Consider the following 22374-nt stretch of genomic DNA (forward strand, 5'->3'; position numbering starts at 1 on the left):
TGAACTGACCCACGAATTTGGTACATGAAAAAAACACCTATGCTACCTGTTTCTTGTATTCTATAGGAGACAGGTAGTTTAACTTTTCTTGAATACGTTCCGTATTATAATACTCAATGTAATCGTGAATGAGTTGTTTGAGAGTAGAAGTTGAATGTATTTGTTTTTCTTGGGAATAAAACAATTCAGATTTCAATGAGGAATGAAAAGATTCTATTACGGCATTATCATGACAATTTCCTTTACGGGACATACTTGTGGTAATGCCATTTTTTTTAGATAACGTTTGGAAAGCGTAGGAGGTATACACGGCCCCTTGATCACTATGTAGTATAATTTGAGTCTTTTGTTGCAGTTTTATCGCCTTCTCAACTGTTCTTAAGACGAGTGTTACGTCTTGTCTGTTACTTATTTCATATGCAATGATTTCATTGTTATATAAATCCATAATACTTGATAAATACAACATCTCTGTACCAAATGGCAAATATGTAATGTCTGTAACCCATTTTTCATTTGGCTTGTTAGCTTGAAAGTTTCTATTTAAGAGATTCTCTACAACAATTCTACTTTCTCCATTGATCCAGGTTCTTCTCTTTCTTTTAACCCTACATTGTAAATTTTTCTTTTGCATTATTTTTTGTACAGTTTTTCGATTTAGGTGATAATTATATTTTCGTTTCAATAAAGCAGTAACTTTGCGATGTCCATATCGAAAGTGATTTGTCATACAAATTGTCAAAATAGCCTGTTCTAATTTTGCTTCCTTTACATCTTTCACTTTATTTTTCCATCGATAATAAGTAGAACGAGGTATACCAATTAATATACATATCTCTTTAATGGAGTACTCATCTTTCATTAACTCCACTACTTCTACAACTACTTCTTTAACCAACTCCTCTCGATTTCTTGGTACTTTTTTAAAATATCTAGTTGCATTTTTAATTTCCGATTCTCTATCTGAAGCTTCTCGATTTCAGTTATACCTTCTTCACTAGCCTTTTGTAGCGTACTTTGTTTTCCTACAGGGCGACTAAAACGATACGTTTCACCTTCACGATGCCACTTCATCCAAGTTTTAATCTGTGCTTTATTTTTAATTCCTAATTGTTCCATAATTTCTTTATTTGTGTATCCTTGTTTTTTCAGTTCGATTGCTTTCCATTTAATTTCTTCTGAATAAGATTTTCTCGTTCCCATAAAAGAAACACCTCCGTATATTCGTATTTAAATTAAATACGGTATAAGAGGTGTTTTTTCCTTGTCTTATTTCATTGGGTCACTTCATAAGTATGCAAATTCAATGGAGGTGTTTTTATCAGTTTTCATAAAAGATTTTTTGCTTCCGCTGGAACGGATACGTTTTAATCTCAGCTGTATCTAAATCTTCATTGAATAAATGAATGGCTATAATTTGTCTACAATCGTAAGTATGGTAATAATATGTTCCAGACTCCATACACATTGCACTTGTATAGATCGTATTATCTAATATACCGTCTTCTGTTATTACTGCCCCCTTAGGAACCTCACAATTTGATAAGATATGAAAAATAGCCGATATCCCCTCTTCTTCGTTCTCTATACTTTGAATGTTTTGTTTGCCATATGCTGCCCGTACAAATCTTGATGGCGGGGTAAAATCTCCAGGAAGTCCCATCGTTCCTGAACCTTGACCAAAAGCACTTAATGGTACATCTCCCCACTCCGTTGGCGCAAATGGCTGCGATTTAAGACCAATATATTGTCTTAAATTTTGTAAATGCCAATTAAACTCCGGACTATTAGTCATCACTCCTATTGGATTGTCATACACTTTTATTCCATCAGCTGTCGGCTCAAGTACAATACACGCTCCCGATTTGTCTGCTAAAATCCAATGTAGCGGCGGATTGATTCCTAAAACTGGTAATGGCACATCTATAAAGGCAATGCTATCAATAGATTTTCTTACCTCTTCAACAGAATTGAACTGCGTGAGGCTCCAAGTCACAAAATCAAATGGCGCTACATTCGTTTTATTGCTATCTATATGATTACTATAAGTAGCAAATCCTGGGAAATAGAGAGTTGCACATGTCATACCAGCTTCATTTACTCCGTCCGCCATCATGACCCTTCCTCCAAAATTAATTCCCATTCCGACAACAGCCTTTTTCGCTCGGATCGTTTCACCAGTTATATTGTTCCACTGATAACGCCGAGGAATGATTATTACTTCTTGATTCATATCTAATGTGAAATCCATTGTTCTCGCAAAAAGATGTTGGAAATTTTTAGTTTGTAACGTCAAACTAGTACACATGAAGAAATCCCCCCATTTTATAGTTATATACACATTTTATAAAATTCTGATAAATACGTAAATTAAAAACCCTATTTATCACTAACAAAATAACCACCCAAACTAAAAATGCTATAATAAACCCAATGAAACTAAGGGGGCAAATTACTTTGCTTGGAACATGCATTCAATTTCATAAGTTTGGCAATCCAAAAGACGTATTACAAGTTGAATATAAAAATATAGAACCACTGAAAGATAATGAAGTTTTCGTTCGTATGCTAGTTAGACCGATTAATCCATCTGACTTAATTCCCATCACTGGAGCATACGCACATAGAATCCCTTTGCCTAACATACCTGGTTATGAAGGTGTTGGTATTGTAGAAGATGTAGGTGCTTTTGTTTCTAGAGACCTTATCGGTAAACGTGTGTTACCTTTACGCGGGGAAGGTACTTGGCAAGAATATGTGAAGACATTAGCTGATTTTGTAGTCCCTATTCCTGATTCCATTGATGATTTTACAGCGGCACAAATGTATATTAATCCCCTTACTGCGTGGGTTACATGTACGGAAACGCTAAACTTAAAACGAAATGACGTTTTATTAGTAAATGCTTGTGGATCCGCTATTGGCCATCTATTTGCGCAGTTATCTCAAATTTTAAACTTCCGATTCATTGCGGTGACAAGAAATAGTAAACATACAGAGGAATTACTTCAACTTGGCGCTCATCATGTAATAGATACTTCCACTGCCCCGCTTTATGAAACAGTTATGACATTAACAAACGGCAGAGGTGCAGACGCTGCGATTGATTCTATTGGGGGACCGGATGGAAATGAATTAGCTTTTTCCTTAAGGCCAAACGGACACTTTTTAACGATAGGTCTTCTATCGGGCGTACAAGTAAACTGGGCAGAGATTGTCACGAAAGCAAAAGTGCACGCGAACATATTTCATTTACGACATTGGAATAAAGATGTGTCCGCATATAAATGGCAAGAGACGTTTCGTCACTTAATTCGTTTAGTAGAAAATAAGCAATTACGTTTTATGACAGTACATTCTACATATGACTTAGCAGATGTGAAAGCGGCGGTTGATGTTGTGCAGTCTGCTGAGAAAACGAAAGGGAAAGTGTTTTTGACGAGTTATTAAATTGAGTACATTCAACTATCAATCCATTTAGTAGCATAGAATTTTAAGTAGCTTATGTAATTTAATTAAAAAAGCGAAAGGAGATTCTAACATGTGGTTACTCACAGCAATTACGCCTGTTGTAATAGCCGGAGGAATTGTAGTATATGTGATTAGAAGTCTTAAACATAAATATAACAACGGTAACTTAGATAAGAAAAAATCAAAAAACGCTCAAGTTTTATTAGATAGTTTAATACCAATAGGAATGCTTTTAGGGTGTTTGATCGGTATTATTGTTGGCATATTTTCTCCTGATTCATTACTACTTTCAGTTAGTTTAGGATCTGGAATAGGCTATTTATTTGGATTTTTTGCTTATGAAATTTATAGCAAGACAGGAAACAATTTTTCCTAATTCAAAAGGAATAAGCGGGACAGTACATAGTAATCATATGAAATATGTAACTGTCCTTTATTTTTGCATCAATGTTATCACCTTACCTTTCGCCTACTATACACCTCTTTTATTGATTTTTCTCTCCTCCCCTTTTTGCATATCCGCTTTTTTATTTTCATTGGATCTATATCCAAAGTAAAGTAGCGCACATGTAATAACAGAACCTACAATGTATCCTAAAAAACATCCTAACCAAAACATAGTTTAACCGCCTCCATTCATAATAAATTTTTATGTAATATAACTCTTTACATACTCCATCGTTTATTTCTATTAACTATACACTTTCTAAAGTTATTCATACCATTATTTCTCCCCTTACCTCAAATAACAATTTTTTTATTTATCATAAAGTTAACACTCTCGTTAAACATATATAAAGATTGCTGTATTTCTTACTTTTCTCCTTGAAAACGATATATACTATATTTGAAATAAGCGGGTGCGTCTGCTTATTATCTAAATTCCCGTGCAATACCCCCAATCCTAGCATCTTTTACAATAACGTTTTGCTTATTTTTTGTACTTATAATACGCCATCAACTCTTCTTCATTTTAACTTTAATCATGAAACAAAAAAATCCCCTCAAAGCATGAACTTTAAGGGGGAGCCTGTTTTTTATTTACTTATATACGTACAGCTGTACCACTTACAGCAACCATTAACATTCCATCACGAACAACTTCGTAATCTACGTCAATACCAACGATAGCGTTCGCACCTTTTTGTTTTGCAAGTTCTTTCATTTCATCCATTGCGATATCACGAGCTTCTTTTAGCTTGCTTTCGTAAGAACCAGCACGACCACCGACAACATCACGAACGGAAGCGAATAAATCGCGGACAATATTTGCACCCATAATAGCTTCACCATTTACAATATCGATATACTCAATAATTTCTTTACCTTGAATTCCAGACGTTGTTGTTACAATCATGACTGACACTCTCCTAATAAGTTGTAGTTTTAATTAGCTTTCTTATGTCTTTATTATGACACAGAAAAAATATCTAATCTATTGAATTACCTTACAGGAGTGTGACAATTTTGTAAGAATGAAACGCCTATTCTATTTAACGAATTCCCCGTAAGAATTCTCCTTCCTCAAGTGTGTGAAGGGCGTAGCCCAACGATAGGTGGGAGATGAATTTCGGTTTGGCGTAGCCAAAAGGCTTTGCCTTTTATTGTCACCTTGTATTGGTCGTGAAATACAGAAGAAATGTATTTGATGATGATATGTCGGACTATGCAAAAGACATTTTTGTCCGACTATCTGAAACCTATAACATCACATTAGTTGAATGGAATCATGATGTAGACCATGTGCATATCTTATTCAAGGCACATCCGAATACAGAAATGACAAAGTTCATTAATGCTTATAAAAGTGCAAGTTCTCGACTAATCAAGAGAGACTTTCCCCATGTGAGAAAGAAACTTTGGAAAGAAATGTTTTGGTCAAGAAGCTTTTGCTTGATTACTACGGGTGGTTCACCGATAGATGTAGTAAAGAAATATATTGAACATCAAGGAAAAAGTGAGGTGTAGGAAATGTTAAAATCATACAAATATCGTATCTATCCAAATAAAGAACAACAAATGTTTTTCTCAAAAACATTTGGATGTGTTCGATTTGTATACAACAAGATGCTTGCAGATAGAATCAAATCTTATCAAGAATCACAGGATAAACTTGATAAATCTGTTAAATATCCTACGCCTGCACAATATAAGGCTGAATTTCCATTCCTAAAGGAAGTCGATAGTCTTGCGTTGGCGAATGCTCAAATGAATTTGAATAAAGCATACGCTAACTTTTTCCGTGATAAATCTGTTGGATTCCCAAAATTCAAAAGTAAGAAAGATAACCATCGTAGTTATACAACAAATAACCAAAAAGGCACGGTTTACATTGAGAGTGGTTATATCAAGCTGCCAAAACTAAAGACCTTGGTAAAGATTAAACAGCACAGACAATTCTTTGGGTTAATTAAGTCTACTACAGTGTCTCAAACACCTACTGGTAAATACTTTGTATCGATTTTAGTAGAAGAAAATGAGCAATTGTTTCCTAAAGTTGATACAAAAGTTGGTATTGATGTTGGGCTAAAAGACTTTGCAATATTGTCTAATGGCAAGAAATATGAGAACCCTAAATGGTTGAGAAAAGCCGAAAGAAGATTAGCTCTTCTGCAGCGCTCTTTGTCGCGTAAAAAGAAAGGTTCAAACAATAGAAACAAGGCCAGGTTACAAGTTGCAAGACTTCATGAGAAGATTGCGAATCAACGCAATGATTTTCTTCACAAGATAAGCAATGAAATCACAAACGAAAACCAAGTAATTGTGATTGAGGACTTGAAAGTGAAGAACATGCAAAAGAATCACAAATTAGCAAAAGCAATCAGTGAAGTATCTTGGGCTAAATTCAGAGAGCACCTTGACTATAAAGCAATATGGAAAGGTCGCGATTTGATAATCGCACCTAAGAATTATGCGAGTAGCCAATTGTGTTCTTGCTGTGGTTATAAAAATAAGGAAGTCAAGAATCTAAGCCTTAGAGAGTGGACTTGCCCTGAATGCAATAGCCATCATGATAGAGATGTAAATGCAAGTATAAACTTACTAAAATTATCCATGTAATTGGTATTTTCTTTAGGGGTAGGTACTACCCTTATAGCTTGGTAAATATAGATAGCTAATAAAAGTATCTACTTCCCAAGAAGCTCCCACTTCAAACAGTCCGTAAGGACGTTAAGTTGTGAGTAGTTCACTAAAGCGCTTTAACATTAGGATACATAAACGATTCTCTATTTTCTTTCCAATCTTTTTCTACTTCTTTAAAAGTTGGTCGTCCTAATTCTTTATTATTTTCATGTTTACTAAACCACTTTTTCACATACTGGTCTCCATTTTTATTTTGAACTGTACAAAGGAAACTATTACTGCTATCCTTTAATATTTTTACAATCACGAAAAGGCACCTCTTCCCTTTTAAATAACATGATAGAACTTGATCTTTTACTATAAGCCCTTCCTCTCTTATAGTCATACGACTCCTCGGCCGCGCCAAAGTTGTAAGATCAAAAAACGATATTCACTTTGTTTATATTTTATTTAAAGAAATCAGAGTTATAGGCATTATGCTTATCAAATATTTTATAGATTTCTAACTTATCATCTAATTTTGCATCTACTAAAATTAATATATTTCCATCGTAAATATACTCTTCATATTTCTTAGCATGGGCTTCAGGGATTCCTAAGCCGATAAATGCTCCTATTAAACTTCCAGCTCCACCGCCAATACCGGCTCCTCCAATAGCTGCTGCGATCGGTCCTGCTGCTACGATTGGACCCATTCCAGAAACGGCAAGTATACCAAGACCTGTTAATAAACCACCGAGTCCGCCTGCTACACCTCCTGCTACAAGCCCTGTTGCTGAAAAGATATCCGCTTTATGTGCAGTTTCATGATTTACTTTTTCACCCGATTTTTCTTCAAGGTGTTCAATTTCCTTTTGATTTTTCGCAATAGCTGAAATGTTATCTGCTGAGTATCCTTTATCATTTAATTCATTAATAACGAGTGCCGCATCATCAATTGTTCTAAAAACGCCTACTATTTTTCTATCTAAATTCATAACTATTAACCTCCTAAAATTTTATATAATGTTTCTTGATTTTTCTTCATTTCTGTATACACTAATCTTCTTATTAACATAACCATTTACGAAAAAAGCGAATAGTAAAAGTACTACAAGTGAACTACTTAACAAGTAAATTAAATCAAATGTAATATCAATCATCATTTCATTCATGTATACCAGGCTCCTTTTTATTTAAAGTAAAAGTATATTTTAATAGACTAATCTACTAAACATAGACATCTTACAATTCATCTTCAGTCAATCTCTTTGTAGTATATGTATACCCTTCCTAACCTTTTCTAAACGTAAAAAACTATACTTATATTTTTTCTTATTTATATGTTTAACATTTTTTAAAACGGGTATGTTTATATTGTTATGCTTACTATATGGAAAGGAATATTACGATGAACGCCATTCACTCTACTACTATTTCTTATAATGAAACACCTACAATAACTCAGATTCATCATTTTTATGCTTTAATGACAACATTTCAAGCTAATTTATTTATAAGTAAACATGGAACAATGACATCAATCAAAAATTTAAGCACTCTAGTATCCTTTTTCCTTACTGTAAAAAAGAGAGATCTTGTATTATTTATTTTTGAAGGAATAGATGCAAAAAGAGCTTTAAGAACACTCTTCCCTTCTTAGAATGTTTGTTATCCTCTATTCCCTCGTCTACTACCTTTCATATATGTTTTTATATTTCAAAATGATTTCCTCTATTAAAAAAGAACCCCCTAATACAATAGGGGGATTTCTAGTTTGACCTTATGAAAACTGATATAATATATATTACGTTTTTCATTCTTTAAAATAGAAAAGTTTTAATAACCTTGAAGGTAGGAATTTTTAATGAACTCGAAAGCAAAATTTAGTATTCGCTACAAAATTATGGCTGGTTATTTAGTTATCATTTTGTTCTTACTTGTTTCTTTCATTATGTTAAACAATGAGATTTCCAGCTTACAAAAATCTCGTAATTTTATTATTGATCACGATTTTAAAGTTCTCAATTTAACGAATCAAGTGGAGAAAGAGTTACTAACAATTGAAAATAAAGCGAAAGGGTTTATCATTTCTAATAACCCTAATTACGTGCAATCCCTTAACTCTGCGGAAAAGGATTACGAAAAACATTATCAAGATCTTTTTGCTTTATTAGAGGATAACCCCTCTCAGCAAGAAAAATTAAAACAGATTAACGAAAACATTACTAGTTGGATTAATAAAGAGATTCACCCACTCATTACAAATAATAATAGTAATAATGTACAAACAATCGACACGACTCAAATTCAATCATTACAATCGCAGGTAACTAACTTCCGGAGCACTGAGGAGCAACTAACGAAAAAAAGAGCTGCACAATTAGATACTGAAAATAATAAATTAGAGATTTGGTTATACAGTTTATTGTTCTTACTTTCTTGTATTTCTATTATCGTTTCACTCTATATTTCGAATTCCATTACAAAAACGATTAAAAATGTAATTCAAGCTATTAAATCCATTTCTTCTAAAGAAAAAATTACGGAAAGAATTCATGTAAATACACATGATGAAATAAAAGATCTTGCTCATACAACAAATCACCTACTAGACGAAATATCAAAAAGAGAGTGGTTACAAACTGAGCTTGCTGAATTAATTTTAATGTATCAAGGTGTATCTTCTATTGAGATGTTAGGTAAAAAAATTCTTAGTGGAATTATACAAAAAACGCAAACTTCTTGCGGTGCATTCTATGTACGCGAAGAATATGAAGAAACTGTCTACTATGTGAAAAAAGCTTCTTTCGCCGATCAAGGTACTGATATTGGAAAACAATCTATTAAAATGGGTGAAGGTTTCATTGGACAGTCTGCCTTAGAAAAGAAAAGTTTTATTCTCAGGGATATACCAGAAGATTTTCGTTACGTTACTACTGGCTTATTAGAAATACGTCCTAAAAATCTACTAGTCATCCCTATCTTATTTGAGGATGAAGTGATTGCAGTAATGGAGTTAGTAAGTGTAACTGAGATTTCAGACTTACATCAAGATTTAATTCAACAAACTATTGATAATCTAGGTTTAACAATCCATAGCATTATAGGACGTATGCGAATTCAAACTCTTTTACATGAATCACAAGCAATGACAGAAGAGTTACAAGTTCAATCAGAAGAATTACAAACGCAAGCTGAAGAACTACAAATGCAAGCTGAAGAATTACGAACAACGAATGAACAATTAGAGTCTAGAACTGAAGAAGCTGAACAAAAGACAGCTGACTTACAAATTACCAAATCAGAATTAGAAGAAAAAGCAAGCGAGTTGTTACGCAGCTCAAAATACAAATCTGAGTTCCTAGCAAATATGTCACATGAATTACGCACACCGTTAAATAGTATTTTACTATTATCTGAAATGTTAAGAGAAAATCATGATAATCATTTATCGGATGATGAAATTGAACTAGCAACTGTCATTCATTCATCAGGGAAAGACTTACTTAATTTAATTAATGACATACTAGATTTATCTAAAGTAGAAGCAGGCAAACTAGACATCATTTTTGAAGCAACGAACATAAGTGACATGGCAGCCAATATGCATCAAAACTTTTTACATATAGCTGCACAAAAAAATGTCGAATTTACGATTGAAGACAGTGATGCGATTCCTAATCTGTTTTATACAGATGCAAAACGGATCGAGCAAATTATTAAAAACTTATTATCCAATGCATTTAAATTCACAGAAAAAGGATCCGTTTCTTTACATTTTGATTCGATAGAAACAACCAATTTGAGTCATGATATGCAGTCTATAAGTAAAGATTGGATTACAATTTCAGTAAAAGATACTGGTATTGGTATCGCTAAAGAACAGCATCAACTTATTTTCGAAGCCTTTCAACAGGCAGATGGAGCAACGATTCGAAAGTATGGTGGTACAGGACTAGGTTTATCTATTTGTAAAGAGTTTGCTAGATTGTTAGGTGGTTGGATTACGTTAGAGAGTAATGTAGGAGAAGGTAGTACTTTCACGGTATTTATTCCTAACCTTCCAAATGGATTACATGATATACAGTTATCCAATTTAGAAGTCGCAGCAACGATAGAAGATGTTATTCCTGCTGAAGTTGTTGAAGAAACTATCGTTACTACCGAAACAAATAACGTCTTCCAAGAGAAAACCATTTTAATTGTCGATGATGATCATCGAAATATATTTGCGTTACAAAATGCATTAAAAAAACAAAATGCCAACATTATTACTGCCCAAAACGGCATAGAGTGTTTAGAAATACTAAAAAGCAATACAAATATTGACCTTATTTTAATGGATATTATGATGCCTAATATGGACGGTTATGAAACGATGGAAAATATCCGAATGAACTTAGGGTTACATGAAATACCTATTATCGCATTAACTGCTAAAGCAATGCCAAATGATAAGGAAAAATGTTTATCTGCTGGCGCTTCAGATTATATAAGTAAACCATTAAACCTACATCAACTCTATTCGGTAATGAGTGTATGGTTAATAAAATAAGTGAGGTTTAGTTGGAGTGGAAAATAAGTATTATAATTTTGATCCATCAGTAGATACGGATGAGCGCACGAACTTAGAAATTGAATTACTATTGGAAGCGGTATTTAAACTATCAGGATTTGATTTTCGCCAATATGCTCGCACATCTATTTATAGAAGGATTTGTAATCGAATGCAGCTCTCTAATATCCCAACCATTTCAAAATTAATTGAAAAAGTAATTCACGAGGAAGGGGTTTTAGAACAGTTATTAAATGATTTCTCGATTAATGTAACTGAGATGTTCCGTAACCCTGCCTTTTTTAAAGCGCTAAGAGAGCATGTTATTCCCGAATTGAAAAAGCAACCTGAAATTAGAATTTGGCATGCTGGATGCGCAACTGGTGAAGAAGTATTATCGATGTCCATCTTACTTCACGAAGAAGGATTAAGTGAAAAGTCGGTTATTTACGCAACAGATATGAATACAAATGTGTTAGAAAAAGCAAAACAAGGCATCCTCCCGTTAAATAAAATGCAAACTTATACGAAAAACTATTTACAAGCTGGCGGTACACAAGCATTTTCTAACTATTATTCAACAGATAATCGTTTTGCTTATTTTAATCCTTCACTGTTACAAAACATTATTTTTGCACAGCATAATTTAGTAACCGATCAATCTTTTAACGAGTTTCATATTATACTTTGTCGTAACGTTTTAATTTACTTTACAAGTAAACTTCAAAATCAAGTGCAGCAACTATTTTATGAAAGCTTAAGTCACAATGGTTTTCTATGTTTAGGGAATAAAGAAACTCTTCGTTTTTCAAATATAATGCCGCATTATACCCAATTTAATCCTAGTGAACAAATTTATCAAAAAATACAATAAAAAGCGTATGAAATCCTCTGTTTGGATTTCATACGCTTTTTATTTCGCATTCGTTTGTATCATAATTAGACACATATCATCTGATTGCGCTTTCTTTTGTTCTTCCTTGTAAAATCCTTCTATCTCGCCTTCTAAATCTCCCCATTTTCTTTCTGTAAAAGTACGTAATTTCTCTTCAGACTCAAATTCATCATTTGCAATGGCTTCAAGAACACCATCTGTAAACAATAATATTTGAGCGTTCTTCTCAAAAGGTATAACTGTTTTTTTAACTTTTATTTCATCAAAAAAGCCTACTGCACAACTCCCGCGATCCAGTTCAACTACATTTGTTTCATCAACTAAAACATATCCAGCAGGATGCCCTGCATTTACATATTCAACTGTTCTATCTTCTGTATTAACAACTAAGTATATCGCCGTAAAATAATAAGGAATATTATCATTTTCATTATGTAAAAGGGTCATATATTTATTTAATTCTTTAATAACGAGTTCTGGATCAATTAAACATTTAATTGTTTCACGTAATACAGACGAAATAAACATACAAACTAATGAAGCAGATACACCATGTCCCATCACATCTAATAATATAATACCGTAGCGATTTTCATCGATTTTATACCAATAATACATATCTCCAGCTAGTTTAAATGAAGGTAAGTAACTTGCTTCAATTTTTATATGATCTTCTCGTAATGGGCTACTTAATAAGTTTCTTTGTACTTGCGTAGCTAAATCTAATTCATTCCGAAGATTTTCTTCTTGTTCTTTATGCCAATTTAATTCTGATTTCAAGCGTAACGCTACACGCATACGTGCTAATAGTTCAACTTTATTTATAGGTTTCGTAATATAATCCATTGCCCCCATATCAAGAGCTTCGGCCAATTTATTTGCATCCTCTAAAGCTGTAACAAAAATAATAGGGATATCTTTAAACTTCTCCTCTTTTTGTAATCGCCTACAAACTTCAAGTCCATCAATTTCAGGCATCATAATATCTAATAGTATTAAATCAATTTCATTATGCCTGGAAGAATCTTTTCCAAACTGTATGTATTCGAAGAGCTCTTGTGCAGAATTGAGCGATACAAGATCATGATATCCGGCTTGTTTTAAAATCTTCTCAATTACAAATATGTTAACCGGATTATCATCAACAATTAAAATGGACACAAGTTATTTCCCCTTTTCTTATTTAAAATGTAAATCTATTATCATTTTCTATTTTTCTAGTATTACATACTCAGTTACAAAATGAAAATTTCTTACTCAAACATATTTATACAACAAAAGAACAAACCCCTAGAAATAGGAATTTGTTCTTTCACTCTATAAATTTCTACTTTTAATTTAAAACCATTGCTTTATCATTTAAAAGACGATCTAATTCTTCCATATGATTTGTTTCATCTGCAATCATATCTTCTAACTTTACAACTAACTCTGTCATATTTAATTTCGCTGCCTGTTCTTTTCTCGTTTCATAACGCTTAATTGTTTCATATTCTGATTGTCTAGCGGATTCTAACATTTCTCTAACATCTTCTACTTGTTTCACTGGTAAAGGGATCGTAGTAGGTGTACCACCTAGCGTCTTAATTTTCTCCGCTAAATATAGGGCATGTCCTTGTTCATCACTAATTTCAGATTCAAAGAAAGGTTTTAACACTTGTCTATATATACCAGAAACTGTAGCTGCATTATGGTTATACATAATAATTGCTGAGTATTCTCCTGCTAAATCTTCATTCAATCCTTCGATTAGTTCTTTCACATCGTGTGACATTTTCATATCTCCTCCTATACTTAATAAGTACCCCTTTTCTCATGTTTTAAACATAATTATTTTTAATTTTTATGTATCTAAAAATGCGGCTTGCTTCAATTTACTTATCGCTTGTCTTTTAATACGAGAAACGTGCATTTGTGAAATACCTAACCGTTCCCCTGTATCTTTTTGATTTAAATTTTCTCCAAATATATAATGAATAACACTCTTTTCCGTATCATTTAATACGTTAAAAATATCCTTTAAAACGAGACGCCTTTCTGTCTCTTCATATCCTTGCTCTACTTCACCTACAGATTCAATTCTTGCTACCGAACTTCCATCAGATGAATTTTCAACTACATCATCTAAGGAAGATACTCGATAATTATTTTTGGCATCCATAATTTCTAGAACTTCCTCTTCAGATAATCCTAAATGATTTGCGATTTCTATTATCTTCGGTGAACGTTGCAGGTGATCTGTTAACTCCTCTATCGCAAGTTTAATTTTCCCGCCTAAATCTTTAATTCGCCTTGGGACGTGAATACCCCAAGTTTTATCACGCAAATACTTCTTTATTTCCCCTACTATCGTAGGTATTGCAAACGGCTCAAAAGCATTCCCTATCGAATAATCATACCTTCTTATTGCGCCTAAAAGCCCTAACATACCTACTTGTATAATATCCTCATGCATCGGCCCGCCTTTTGAATAGCGATATGCAATGGAATATACGAGATTTTTATAATGATTAACTAACCTTTCCTGCGCTTCATTACATTGGTTTTGTTGGAAGTCTGCAATTAGTTTAATAACGTCTTCTTTAGTAAGATTCGTAGGTTGAGATTGGATTTCCATCATTCTCCACCTGCTCTCTTTGTATATATTTTGTCATTAAAACCGTCATGCCCTCATCATGCATGATTTGTATATCATCCATTAACGTATTGATTAAATATAAACCTAAACCATTTTCTGGCAAATGTTCTACTGGTTTACTAATATCATACGGACCAACTTTTCTTTTTAAGTTATTAAAATCAAAGCTAACCCCATTATCCGCAACCATAATTTCTAATCGATTTTCATATAGCCCAAAGACAATTGTAATTTCTCCAACGTCTTCTTTGTATGCATGTTGTACAATGTTTGTACAAGCTTCACTAATAGCAATTTTCATATCTTCTATATCGTCATAAGCAAAGCCCATTCGATTCGCAACACCAGCCATTGTTAAACGAATAATAGCCACATATTCTGCCTTTGCAGGAATTTTCATTTCTATCTTTTCAAATTTCTCCATCATCCCTAGTCACCTTCTTTCAACTTTTTCAAAATCGGAATTCAAGTTTAATATTTCTGTTAACCCTGTAATATCAAATAATCTTTTTAATCTTTTAGATACACCAATAAACTCTAGTTTTCCATCACTTTTCTTAATTGCTTTTAATAGCGCTATAAAAACACCTAAACCGGTACTATCCATATAATCTACGTTATTAAAATCTACTACAATCTGAACCTCTTTTTCGCTTGCAATAGGCATGATCTTATTTTTTAAATCTGATGCCGTATATGCATCAATCTCACCATTAAGTTCTACCTTATAACCTACATCATTTTGCAAAATATTTATTGCCAAATTCATCATTTCCGCCCCCTTATTTCAAACTACTACTATCTTAATTACCCATAAAAATTAATTTCAAACATATTTTTTTATTTTCATTATAAATAAATTTTCTACACCTTTCTCGGCTTAACACGTAAAAAATACTACTAAATGTTTAAAACTTATAAATTTGTGTATGTATAATGTATAAACATTATTTTTAGGGGGATCTATCTATGGAAGAGCACAACTTTAAAAAGGGAGATTTCGTTCAATTTTCTTATCGACACGATCATGCTACAACGTTAGTTGGTTCCATTATTAACATACTAACGAATACAATTGTAGTTGATATAGGTAATAGCGAGGACTTATCTCATATAGAACCGAGGCAGGTCGTAAGAATAAATAATTGTGAAAAAGTAACGATGGTTTAATACATAATAGAAAGTGTAATTTCAAAGAGTGGGGGGCATCCCCCACTCTTTCCTATGCAGATTACATAAAAAAAGCATCCAATTATTTTAATCGGATGCTTTTTTTATGTATATTTATCAGTTCATTAACTTTATAGTTATATATAATAAACTTAAGATTACTATTCATTATCATACTTACGCTTTCCGCAGCATTCTAGAGAAGAATGTAACGATTAAAATAAAGACGATTGCACCTAATAACGCTGGAAGAACAAAAATGCCTCCCCATTCAGGACCCCAATGACCAAATAACGCACTACCTACCCAAGATCCAATTAAACCAGCAATCACATTACCAACTATACCTAAAGGAAAGTCTTTTCCCGTAATCATTCCAGCTAACGCACCAATAAGTCCACCTACAATACACGTAATAATAAGTCCCACAATTAAACCTCCTATATTGTTTTTATATTTGATTTATCAAGCTTTGGTATGTAACCAAAGCTTGATAAACATGTATTACTCTTTATTATCCAATCCATCACTTATCTTTTGTTTCACTTTTCCGACTTTTTCTTTTATCGTTCCCTTCGTCTTCTCCCACTTCCCTTCATTTTTCAACTCTCTATCTTCTGTAACTTCACCAATTCCTTCTTTTACTTGTCCCTTTGTCTTTTCAACTTTACCCGTAATTTGTTCTTTTAGCCCGCTCTCACTCATATTTCCAATCTCCTTTTCGTAATAGATTTATAGATTTAAAGGATACAAATTTAAAGAGAATACGTGCATCTTCTTTCTTGTAACCATTCACCGGCTCTTTCTAAATCCTTAACGAATAACAAGATTTTTCCTTCATCCAGCTTTTCTTCATAAAAGTTAGCTTCTTCCTCATTAAGTCCTAACTCTTGCATCTTATTTCTTAACTGATCTCCCGTTTTTTGAAAGACATTAATAATGCTTGTCCCAAGTCCTTCCTCTTTTATTCCAATCGTGTTCACGTCTGCATTATCTGCGATTCTATCTGTCCTCTCTTTCTCGTGTGTTAATACGTAAATATCTTTTTGGTCTATTCCTTTCTTCACTAGATCATTCGCCGCATTCATGACCTCTTTCTCCGTAATAAATTCATATACAAAAGGTTTACTGTACTTCGTTTCCATCTTTAACTTCCTCCTTTAAAAATGAATTATTTGTTATATTATATGTAGTACACCCATTTTCGAAATGTTAAACATAAAATATGAAAAAAGTTATGTTAATTTTGATTTTAATAGAAATGAACAACATCATTTACCACTTTAAAACATCTTCCCTTACAATAACTACCTAAATTGACGGAAAATTGCTATAATTAAACCAGAGGAGGGATACTATGAAAAAAACCATATCTATATGCGCTCTAACCGCTCTATCTTTCACTTTAATAGGCTGTACAAACACCTCGACTACAGATAAAGCTTCACAAGTTAAGCAAGAACGCACACAACATACCTTTCAATTAAACTCCGCAAATATTTCAGACATTGAAATACTAAAAACAACAAATCATACTACTTCCAAATCTCAAACAGATAACGAAGAAATGATAAAATCTATCGTTTCAGCAGTTCAAAATGGAACACCTAAAACAATCACTTTAGATCAAAAAAAGAAAGAATCTGCACATTCTACTATTACCGTTACATATAAAGATGACTCAAAAGAAGAATTTCTTGTTTGGGTTGATAATAAGGAACAAATTACAATCGCTAAAAATGAGAAGAAAGATAAGGTAGACAGTGTGCTAGTGAACATTAAAGATGCTAAAATGATGAAGGATTTCTTTTAAAATTCTAGTTAACGTTAAAAAAAGAGTAGGATTACACCCTACTCTTTTGTTTAATTATGCTCAATAAATAGAATTTTATAAAATCTATTTAAGGTCTAATTTTACTAAATCATGTTGTAAAACATTATTTCCTTCTTGTGGGTTAAATACGATTGCACTAAGACCAAAAACATTCGTAACAACATCTCTATCTTTCGGACGAATGATTCTTACTTCATAAGCAAAAAGTGCTGGAGGAAGAGCCGCTGAACGGAAAGTAACATATCGATTAGGTGGCAATGTTTGCGTTGAAGGGTCTATTAATGGTAACAATACCGGAGAACCAGATGACCAATCAAACATTTCAACAGTTACTCTACGAGTATCATCTGGATCAACATTCATAGCTTCAACAGTAAGAAATAACGTAGCGGAATGTCTACGTAATACACCCGTTGACAAAGTTTCATTGTGATGTTTATGACATCTTCCAGGAGGATGACCATAGCCGTAGCTCATATCAATTCCCCCCTTTCATTTACAATTAAGGACAAGTATTCCTTATAATATATAATGCTAGTATTATTTTAATGAAAGGTATAAAAGCGGATTTCTATCTATTCGCTCTTAAAGAATAATATGGATTCTCCTGTTTTTCCTTTGAACTCCTGCTAAGAATAAATCTATTTTGAAAAGGACCTGCTCCATTTATTCGTAAAAAGCATAAAGTAAATGGAATCCGTTAAAACACATGAGTGAACCTTTGTTTTTCTCCTCCTATTTAAAGGAGGAACTGTTATGGGCTTTGGTGGTAGTTGTGGTGGCTGTGGCTTCGCTGGAGGATTTGCTTTATTAGTTGTATTGTTTATTTTATTAATCATCGTTGGAGCTGCTTGCTTCTGCTAAAAACTATCGAAAGGACGCTCACGTGAGTGTCCTTTCTTCATGAAAAAAGTCCCACGCAATGTGCAGAGGTTCAAGTGTAACGAATACTTTAAAAATTTAGTATTACATTCCCCCTCCAAAATGAACTTCGATGCTATAAATTTCGTTTAGGTGCAATCTTAATATTTTAGTTTAATAGCAATATGGTGAAACTTTATTCCAAACAATATTGCTATTGCACCAAAGTAAAACAAACTGGACAACCTAGATTTCAAACTGTAAGATTAGATGTTGGTGAAATCGGGCAGCAAAGCATATATAGAAAATAGGTGTTAATTTTGAAAATCAATAAAAAATTTGAACCATTAATTTTTAATATCTTAATGATTTTAGGTATATCTAGTATTATCTCTTTCGTCATGGTTTCAATGAATGTTGGATATACAGCTTTATTTCTCAAATCATGGATGAAAACATGGGGAATTGCTTTCGTACTTGCATTTTTAGCTTCTAAATTATTACCCTTTGTAGTTAAAAAGATAATGAAAATCTTCACTTTTGTTGAGAATGATGCTTAAGAATAAAGTGATGTACTGCGTAGGTTCATTCCAATTAAAAGAATTCATTATCACAAAAACTTAACCTAGTAAAATGTTTCAAATCGAAGAAAGACACCTTCAAGGTTGTCTTTTCTTTATAAGTAAAAAAAGCTCGCCTATTTCCGTAGGCGAGCTTTATCTTTATTACACAATATGAAAGTATACTCTCTTTTTCTCTGAAATTTTATGTAATTTTACATATTCATGAACATACATGTCTTGATGGACTTTATCTATATACTCATGGCAGTAATCCATTGAAAATGTATCTGCTTGAAAGCAAAACTCTCTTTTAGAAAAAAAAAAAAGACACCCTAAAGTTCATTCCTCCGACTTGAACCTCTTTAATTTTAATAATATGTATTGGACTCTTATCTAAAAAATAATCTAATGTATTCCAATAAGAGAAAGATAATGATAAAATAAAAGTGCAACAAGATGTTGCTTAGTTTTTAAATTTTATGGGAATAACACAAAAGCTAGGTTTGGTCGCCAAGTTTTTTCATTCCTATCGGTCATGAAATACCCCGGTTGGTCGCTGGGGTATTTCTTTTTTATTAACGTATATATAGGTCTATTATGGACAAAATAAAATATAATCTTAGTAGAAGATAGAACACTGACATCTTTGCCGCTTCTAAATCACTTTGGTCTTGTGCGAAGAAAGTATGGTCAGTACTTTCAGCTCAGTGTTCGATCTACTTTAGTTTTTGAGTTGAGTGTTGCTAATCATAGCAGCACTTTTTTACATTCCAATTTGTTCTTTGATGAATTGAATTATATGTTTTACAAACTGGCTTTGCGTGAAGAAGTAATGAATATTTCTCAGTACTGTCGTCCACGATGCTAGATTACTTACGAAAGACTGGGATTCTGTCTTTTTGGTCGCCTTTTTTTTACGTTTTTTCATTCCTGTCCCTCCCTTCATAAGGGAAGGGCAAAGATGGCACATTTTATATTTTAAAGAGTTATATAGAAGAGGACAATCTATTCATTAGCAAAATAAAGAAAAGACACCCTAAGGTGCCTTCCTCCGACTTGAACCACTTTAATTTTAATAATATGTATTAGACTCCCATCCAACTATTATTTTACTATGTTAAGTTATTTTTGTTTATTGAGAAATACAATAATTTATTTATGTTGGTCGTCTGTATGGTCCATGCAGCGATTAACAAGAGGACAATAGCAGTGATGACACCTAAAAATCATTGCTTGAGCCGATGGCTAGAAACATAAGCATTACTGTGTATTTATGAAATCTCATTATAAGCAACCTCCTAGTGGAACTACACATTGGTAGAAAAATATATATACTTCTACTTGATAAGTTCTTATTTTAATCATATATAAAAGGAAATGAAACCGGCTATAACAGTCAATGGAAGGATTACTGCGAGTTTATTTTTTAGAGGGACACGCTTGTCTGGGACGCCGGGGATGGATAACAAAAGCTAGTAAAACAATTACTCCAATAATACCTAAAAGTGTATGAATGATGATCATCCTCCTAAGTAATATTATTATTAAAATTATATCACATTCAAATGTTTATAAAGTAAATATTTTACAATATAACCCAGATGTTGCATTTTTAAATTCAAAAAAGCCCCTCAAAGCATCAGCTTTAAGAGACCCCATCCTATCATCTTCTCTCTTCATACAATCGATTTGCTTTATACGAGCAAACGAAATACATAACAATTGCAGCAGGGATAAACAAACATGCAAAGCCTCTCATCAATGCAAATGGCGTTTCAAATAAGAATGACCATAGAAATGATACACCTTGCTTATCCCATAATCCTGGCGTCAAGTATAGTTCTTTCGGATTTAGAAAGGCTCCTAAATTCATTGTATTACTATACATAAATAAAAATAATATCGGCAAATAACAGATCGCTAATTCTAAAAATGTTTTAGATAGACGCTTATACTTCCCTGCTCGTGACATTGGATCTGAAAAAATGTCATCTTCACTTTCTTCATCTACCTTTTTAAAATATTGCGTACCTGACCACCTATTACCAGCTATATGCTCCCAGCCACTATCTTCAAATAATGTGCAGTAATTAATAAAATCACTTTTTCTACTAAATACTCTATGGTCTATTTTAATCGTCGCATCTTCCGGTTCTGTATATCTAAATGTATAACCAAATATATTGCTTTCTAGTTGATAGCCTTTCCAAGCCATCTCCTCTAACCATTTTTCCTCTTTCTCAAAATCTAAAAAGAATTTCAATCTCCACATCATCGTTTCCCCCTAACTATACGTGTAATAAACTTTTTGTAACTGCAATAATGTGCTGCATTCTCATAAAGTCTAAATGCAATACTTCTTTCCCGCGTTCCGTAATGACATACACTTTTCTTCGTTTATCTTCGCTTTTTACCGATTCTATTAACCCTTGTTTTAATAAATTTTCAACCGCACCATACAATGTACCCGCTGCGATTTTCACTTGATGATTACTCAGTTCCTCCACCTTTTGCATAATTAAATATCCATGAGCTGGCTCTAACAAAGCTAAAAGAACGTAATACGTTGTTTCCGTTAATGGTAAATTTTTATCTCTATTCATAAAGACCTCCAATGTAACGATAACTATATAGCTAAACTATATAGTTAAACTGTATAGTTTAATTTTATACAGTCAAACTGTATATGTCAAATGTAGGAATAACTTTACAATCCATAACAAAAACGCTACCTTTTTAAAAGATAGCGTTTTTGTTTTACCTTTGCTTATTCTTCGCCTTCATTTGCTCTTCATAAACAAACTTCGCGGTCATAAAGTCGTTAGAAAAATCTTTCAATGCATTCTTCATTACATTTAATTCTTCTTGTGATTTAATTTCAATACTGTTTAAGAAATCAAATGCTTTTGATTGTTCCTCCGCAACAAAGTTTTGTGTCATATAGTCATCTTGGAAATCTTGCTTCGCTTTTTCTTTTACTTTATTCATTGCCTCTGTTTTGTTTATGCTTTTCATAGGGTTTTCGAATGCTCCAGTAGGTTGTTCCGGTTTTGGCTCTTCTTTCTTTTCCAGCTGTTGCGCTGGTGCTGGTTGTTGTGGTTCTTGCTTTGGTTGTTCTTGTTGAACCGGCTGCTGCGCTACTGAAGTGACCCCTAAAAGTTAGACACGGTTATTTCATTAGGCAGCTTGATAAAAGTGAGTCCGGTATTGTACCGGGCTCATTTTTAATTTTGCCTTAATCCGTTTCGTATTATAATAATCTATATATTTTTCTAATTCTATTTTAAAGTGCTCTACATTTTCAAATTCTTTTATGTAGAG

General features: G+C 32.9%; 30 protein-coding genes and 2 pseudogenes. 11 read left to right on the forward strand and 21 right to left on the reverse strand.

Features of this window, described 5'->3' with window-relative positions; all coding sequences use genetic code 11:
* Positions 1-37: 37 nt before the first annotated feature.
* Both ACTJJY_RS29835 and bsh read right to left on the reverse strand, forming a co-directional pair.
* A protein-coding gene (locus ACTJJY_RS29835; protein ID WP_088092380.1) for an IS3 family transposase occupies positions 38-1203 on the reverse strand; the annotation gives its coding sequence in 2 pieces (ribosomal slippage) (positions 38-906 and positions 906-1203; 1167 coding nt in all).
* Positions 1204-1321: 118 nt separating this feature from the next.
* The gene (bsh, locus tag ACTJJY_RS29840; protein ID WP_440607265.1) at positions 1322-2308 is read right to left on the reverse strand and encodes a choloylglycine hydrolase; all 987 of its coding nucleotides are present in this window, start codon (positions 2306-2308) and stop codon (positions 1322-1324) included.
* Positions 2309-2457: 149 nt separating this feature from the next.
* Here bsh and ACTJJY_RS29845 point away from each other — a divergent pair, with 149 nt between their 5' ends.
* Together ACTJJY_RS29845 and ACTJJY_RS29850 are read left to right on the forward strand one after the other, a co-directional pair.
* Complete coding sequence (locus ACTJJY_RS29845; protein WP_440607266.1) at positions 2458-3450, forward strand: zinc-dependent alcohol dehydrogenase family protein; 993 nt, start codon at positions 2458-2460, stop codon at positions 3448-3450.
* A gap of 91 nt (positions 3451-3541) precedes the next feature.
* Positions 3542-3847 carry a hypothetical protein gene (locus ACTJJY_RS29850; RefSeq protein WP_440607267.1) on the forward strand — a complete coding sequence of 102 codons (306 nt, stop codon included), beginning with the start codon at positions 3542-3544 and terminating at the stop codon, positions 3845-3847.
* A 96-nt stretch (positions 3848-3943) separates the two neighbouring features.
* Here ACTJJY_RS29850 and ACTJJY_RS29855 read toward each other — a convergent pair whose 3' ends face one another.
* Positions 3944-4090 carry a hypothetical protein gene (locus ACTJJY_RS29855; protein ID WP_000498632.1) on the reverse strand — a complete coding sequence of 49 codons (147 nt, stop codon included), beginning with the start codon at positions 4088-4090 and terminating at the stop codon, positions 3944-3946.
* A 426-nt stretch (positions 4091-4516) separates the two neighbouring features.
* Positions 4517-4828, reverse strand: a complete 312-nt coding sequence (locus ACTJJY_RS29860) for a YbjQ family protein (RefSeq protein ID WP_000637510.1) — start codon at positions 4826-4828, stop codon at positions 4517-4519.
* A gap of 236 nt (positions 4829-5064) precedes the next feature.
* Here ACTJJY_RS29860 and tnpA point away from each other — a divergent pair.
* A pseudogene (gene tnpA, locus ACTJJY_RS29865) lies at positions 5065-5439 on the forward strand (IS200/IS605 family transposase); the annotation flags it as partial.
* A 3-nt stretch (positions 5440-5442) separates the two neighbouring features.
* Positions 5443-6531 (forward strand): IS200/IS605 family element RNA-guided endonuclease TnpB, encoded by a 1089-nt coding sequence (gene tnpB, locus ACTJJY_RS29870; protein ID WP_404455701.1) that lies wholly within the window; start codon positions 5443-5445, stop codon positions 6529-6531.
* Between the two features lie 130 nt (positions 6532-6661).
* Here tnpB and ACTJJY_RS29875 read toward each other — a convergent pair whose 3' ends face one another.
* The 3 genes from ACTJJY_RS29875 to ACTJJY_RS29885 all read right to left on the reverse strand — a co-directional run bounded on the left by ACTJJY_RS29875 (position 6662) and on the right by ACTJJY_RS29885 (position 7709).
* Positions 6662-6862 carry a DUF4028 family protein gene (locus tag ACTJJY_RS29875; RefSeq protein WP_440607268.1) on the reverse strand — a complete coding sequence of 67 codons (201 nt, stop codon included), beginning with the start codon at positions 6860-6862 and terminating at the stop codon, positions 6662-6664.
* Positions 6863-7001: 139 nt separating this feature from the next.
* Positions 7002-7532 carry a general stress protein gene (locus ACTJJY_RS29880; RefSeq protein ID WP_440607269.1) on the reverse strand — a complete coding sequence of 177 codons (531 nt, stop codon included), beginning with the start codon at positions 7530-7532 and terminating at the stop codon, positions 7002-7004.
* 21 nt (positions 7533-7553) lie between these two features.
* The gene (locus tag ACTJJY_RS29885; protein ID WP_098356077.1) at positions 7554-7709 is read right to left on the reverse strand and encodes a hypothetical protein; all 156 of its coding nucleotides are present in this window, start codon (positions 7707-7709) and stop codon (positions 7554-7556) included.
* 236 nt (positions 7710-7945) lie between these two features.
* Between ACTJJY_RS29885 and ACTJJY_RS29890 the strand changes: the two genes are divergently transcribed.
* The 3 genes from ACTJJY_RS29890 (at position 7946) to ACTJJY_RS29900 (ending at position 11966) form a co-directional block, all read left to right on the forward strand.
* On the forward strand, positions 7946-8197 hold the full coding sequence (locus ACTJJY_RS29890; protein WP_000991352.1) for a hypothetical protein: 252 nt from the start codon (positions 7946-7948) through the stop codon (positions 8195-8197).
* A gap of 204 nt (positions 8198-8401) precedes the next feature.
* On the forward strand, positions 8402-11092 hold the full coding sequence (locus ACTJJY_RS29895; protein WP_440607270.1) for an ATP-binding protein: 2691 nt from the start codon (positions 8402-8404) through the stop codon (positions 11090-11092).
* Between the two features lie 16 nt (positions 11093-11108).
* Complete coding sequence (locus ACTJJY_RS29900; protein WP_000429046.1) at positions 11109-11966, forward strand: CheR family methyltransferase; 858 nt, start codon at positions 11109-11111, stop codon at positions 11964-11966.
* 39 nt (positions 11967-12005) lie between these two features.
* On the opposite strand, the gene ACTJJY_RS29905 is transcribed toward ACTJJY_RS29900, so the two are convergent.
* From ACTJJY_RS29905 to ACTJJY_RS29925, 5 genes are all read right to left on the reverse strand, one after another.
* A complete protein-coding gene (locus tag ACTJJY_RS29905) occupies positions 12006-13148 on the reverse strand; it encodes a SpoIIE family protein phosphatase (RefSeq protein WP_440607271.1) in 1143 nt (380 codons plus the stop codon).
* Positions 13149-13320: 172 nt separating this feature from the next.
* Positions 13321-13761 (reverse strand): ferritin-like domain-containing protein, encoded by a 441-nt coding sequence (locus ACTJJY_RS29910; protein ID WP_000017755.1) that lies wholly within the window; start codon positions 13759-13761, stop codon positions 13321-13323.
* Positions 13762-13830: 69 nt separating this feature from the next.
* Positions 13831-14607, reverse strand: a complete 777-nt coding sequence (sigB, locus tag ACTJJY_RS29915; RefSeq protein WP_440607272.1) for an RNA polymerase sigma factor SigB — start codon at positions 14605-14607, stop codon at positions 13831-13833.
* On the reverse strand, positions 14570-15052 hold the full coding sequence (gene rsbW / locus ACTJJY_RS29920; RefSeq protein ID WP_440607273.1) for an anti-sigma B factor RsbW: 483 nt from the start codon (positions 15050-15052) through the stop codon (positions 14570-14572). Before rsbW ends, sigB begins: the two co-directional genes overlap by 38 nt.
* 6 nt (positions 15053-15058) lie before the next feature.
* Positions 15059-15397: an STAS domain-containing protein gene (locus ACTJJY_RS29925; protein WP_440607274.1), complete on the reverse strand. Its 339-nt coding sequence runs from the start codon at positions 15395-15397 to the stop codon at positions 15059-15061.
* Between the two features lie 197 nt (positions 15398-15594).
* Between ACTJJY_RS29925 and ACTJJY_RS29930 the strand changes: the two genes are divergently transcribed.
* On the forward strand, positions 15595-15795 hold the full coding sequence (locus ACTJJY_RS29930; protein ID WP_029442044.1) for a hypothetical protein: 201 nt from the start codon (positions 15595-15597) through the stop codon (positions 15793-15795).
* A 177-nt stretch (positions 15796-15972) separates the two neighbouring features.
* Here the strand turns inward: ACTJJY_RS29930 and ACTJJY_RS29935 are convergent, their stop codons facing one another.
* From ACTJJY_RS29935 to ACTJJY_RS29945, 3 genes are all read right to left on the reverse strand, one after another.
* The gene (locus ACTJJY_RS29935) at positions 15973-16224 is read right to left on the reverse strand and encodes a GlsB/YeaQ/YmgE family stress response membrane protein (RefSeq protein ID WP_000522903.1); all 252 of its coding nucleotides are present in this window, start codon (positions 16222-16224) and stop codon (positions 15973-15975) included.
* A 75-nt stretch (positions 16225-16299) separates the two neighbouring features.
* Positions 16300-16500, reverse strand: a complete 201-nt coding sequence (locus ACTJJY_RS29940) for a CsbD family protein (protein WP_000004267.1) — start codon at positions 16498-16500, stop codon at positions 16300-16302.
* Positions 16501-16550: 50 nt separating this feature from the next.
* On the reverse strand, positions 16551-16940 hold the full coding sequence (locus ACTJJY_RS29945) for a general stress protein (RefSeq protein WP_440607275.1): 390 nt from the start codon (positions 16938-16940) through the stop codon (positions 16551-16553).
* 212 nt (positions 16941-17152) lie between these two features.
* Between ACTJJY_RS29945 and ACTJJY_RS29950 the strand changes: the two genes are divergently transcribed.
* Positions 17153-17608: a hypothetical protein gene (locus ACTJJY_RS29950; protein ID WP_440607276.1), complete on the forward strand. Its 456-nt coding sequence runs from the start codon at positions 17153-17155 to the stop codon at positions 17606-17608.
* An 84-nt stretch (positions 17609-17692) separates the two neighbouring features.
* On the opposite strand, the gene ACTJJY_RS29955 is transcribed toward ACTJJY_RS29950, so the two are convergent.
* A complete protein-coding gene (locus ACTJJY_RS29955; protein ID WP_440607277.1) occupies positions 17693-18106 on the reverse strand; it encodes a hypothetical protein in 414 nt (137 codons plus the stop codon).
* A 279-nt stretch (positions 18107-18385) separates the two neighbouring features.
* Here ACTJJY_RS29955 and ACTJJY_RS29960 point away from each other — a divergent pair, with 279 nt between their 5' ends.
* Positions 18386-18493: a YjcZ family sporulation protein gene (locus ACTJJY_RS29960; RefSeq protein WP_000505670.1), complete on the forward strand. Its 108-nt coding sequence runs from the start codon at positions 18386-18388 to the stop codon at positions 18491-18493.
* Positions 18494-18810: 317 nt separating this feature from the next.
* Entirely contained in the window at positions 18811-19050 is a 240-nt protein-coding gene (locus ACTJJY_RS29965) for a DUF2798 domain-containing protein (RefSeq protein ID WP_000700226.1), read from the forward strand.
* Between the two features lie 766 nt (positions 19051-19816).
* Here ACTJJY_RS29965 and ACTJJY_RS29970 read toward each other — a convergent pair.
* From ACTJJY_RS29970 to ACTJJY_RS29990, 5 genes and pseudogenes are all read right to left on the reverse strand, one after another.
* Positions 19817-19981 carry a hypothetical protein gene (locus ACTJJY_RS29970; RefSeq protein ID WP_000746319.1) on the reverse strand — a complete coding sequence of 55 codons (165 nt, stop codon included), beginning with the start codon at positions 19979-19981 and terminating at the stop codon, positions 19817-19819.
* 735 nt (positions 19982-20716) lie between these two features.
* Entirely contained in the window at positions 20717-21328 is a 612-nt protein-coding gene (locus ACTJJY_RS29975; RefSeq protein ID WP_440607278.1) for a DUF2812 domain-containing protein, read from the reverse strand.
* Positions 21329-21341: 13 nt separating this feature from the next.
* On the reverse strand, positions 21342-21656 hold the full coding sequence (locus tag ACTJJY_RS29980) for a PadR family transcriptional regulator (RefSeq protein WP_001078063.1): 315 nt from the start codon (positions 21654-21656) through the stop codon (positions 21342-21344).
* Positions 21657-21810: 154 nt separating this feature from the next.
* Positions 21811-22194: pseudogene (locus ACTJJY_RS29985) on the reverse strand (hypothetical protein); the annotation flags it as partial.
* Between the two features lie 36 nt (positions 22195-22230).
* A partial coding sequence (locus ACTJJY_RS29990) for an IS3 family transposase (protein ID WP_152530538.1) occupies positions 22231-22374 on the reverse strand: 144 nt, incomplete at its 5' end.

This window comes from Bacillus sp. 22475 (genome assembly GCF_052044835.1).
GTDB lineage: Bacteria > Bacillota > Bacilli > Bacillales > Bacillaceae_G > Bacillus_A > Bacillus_A cereus.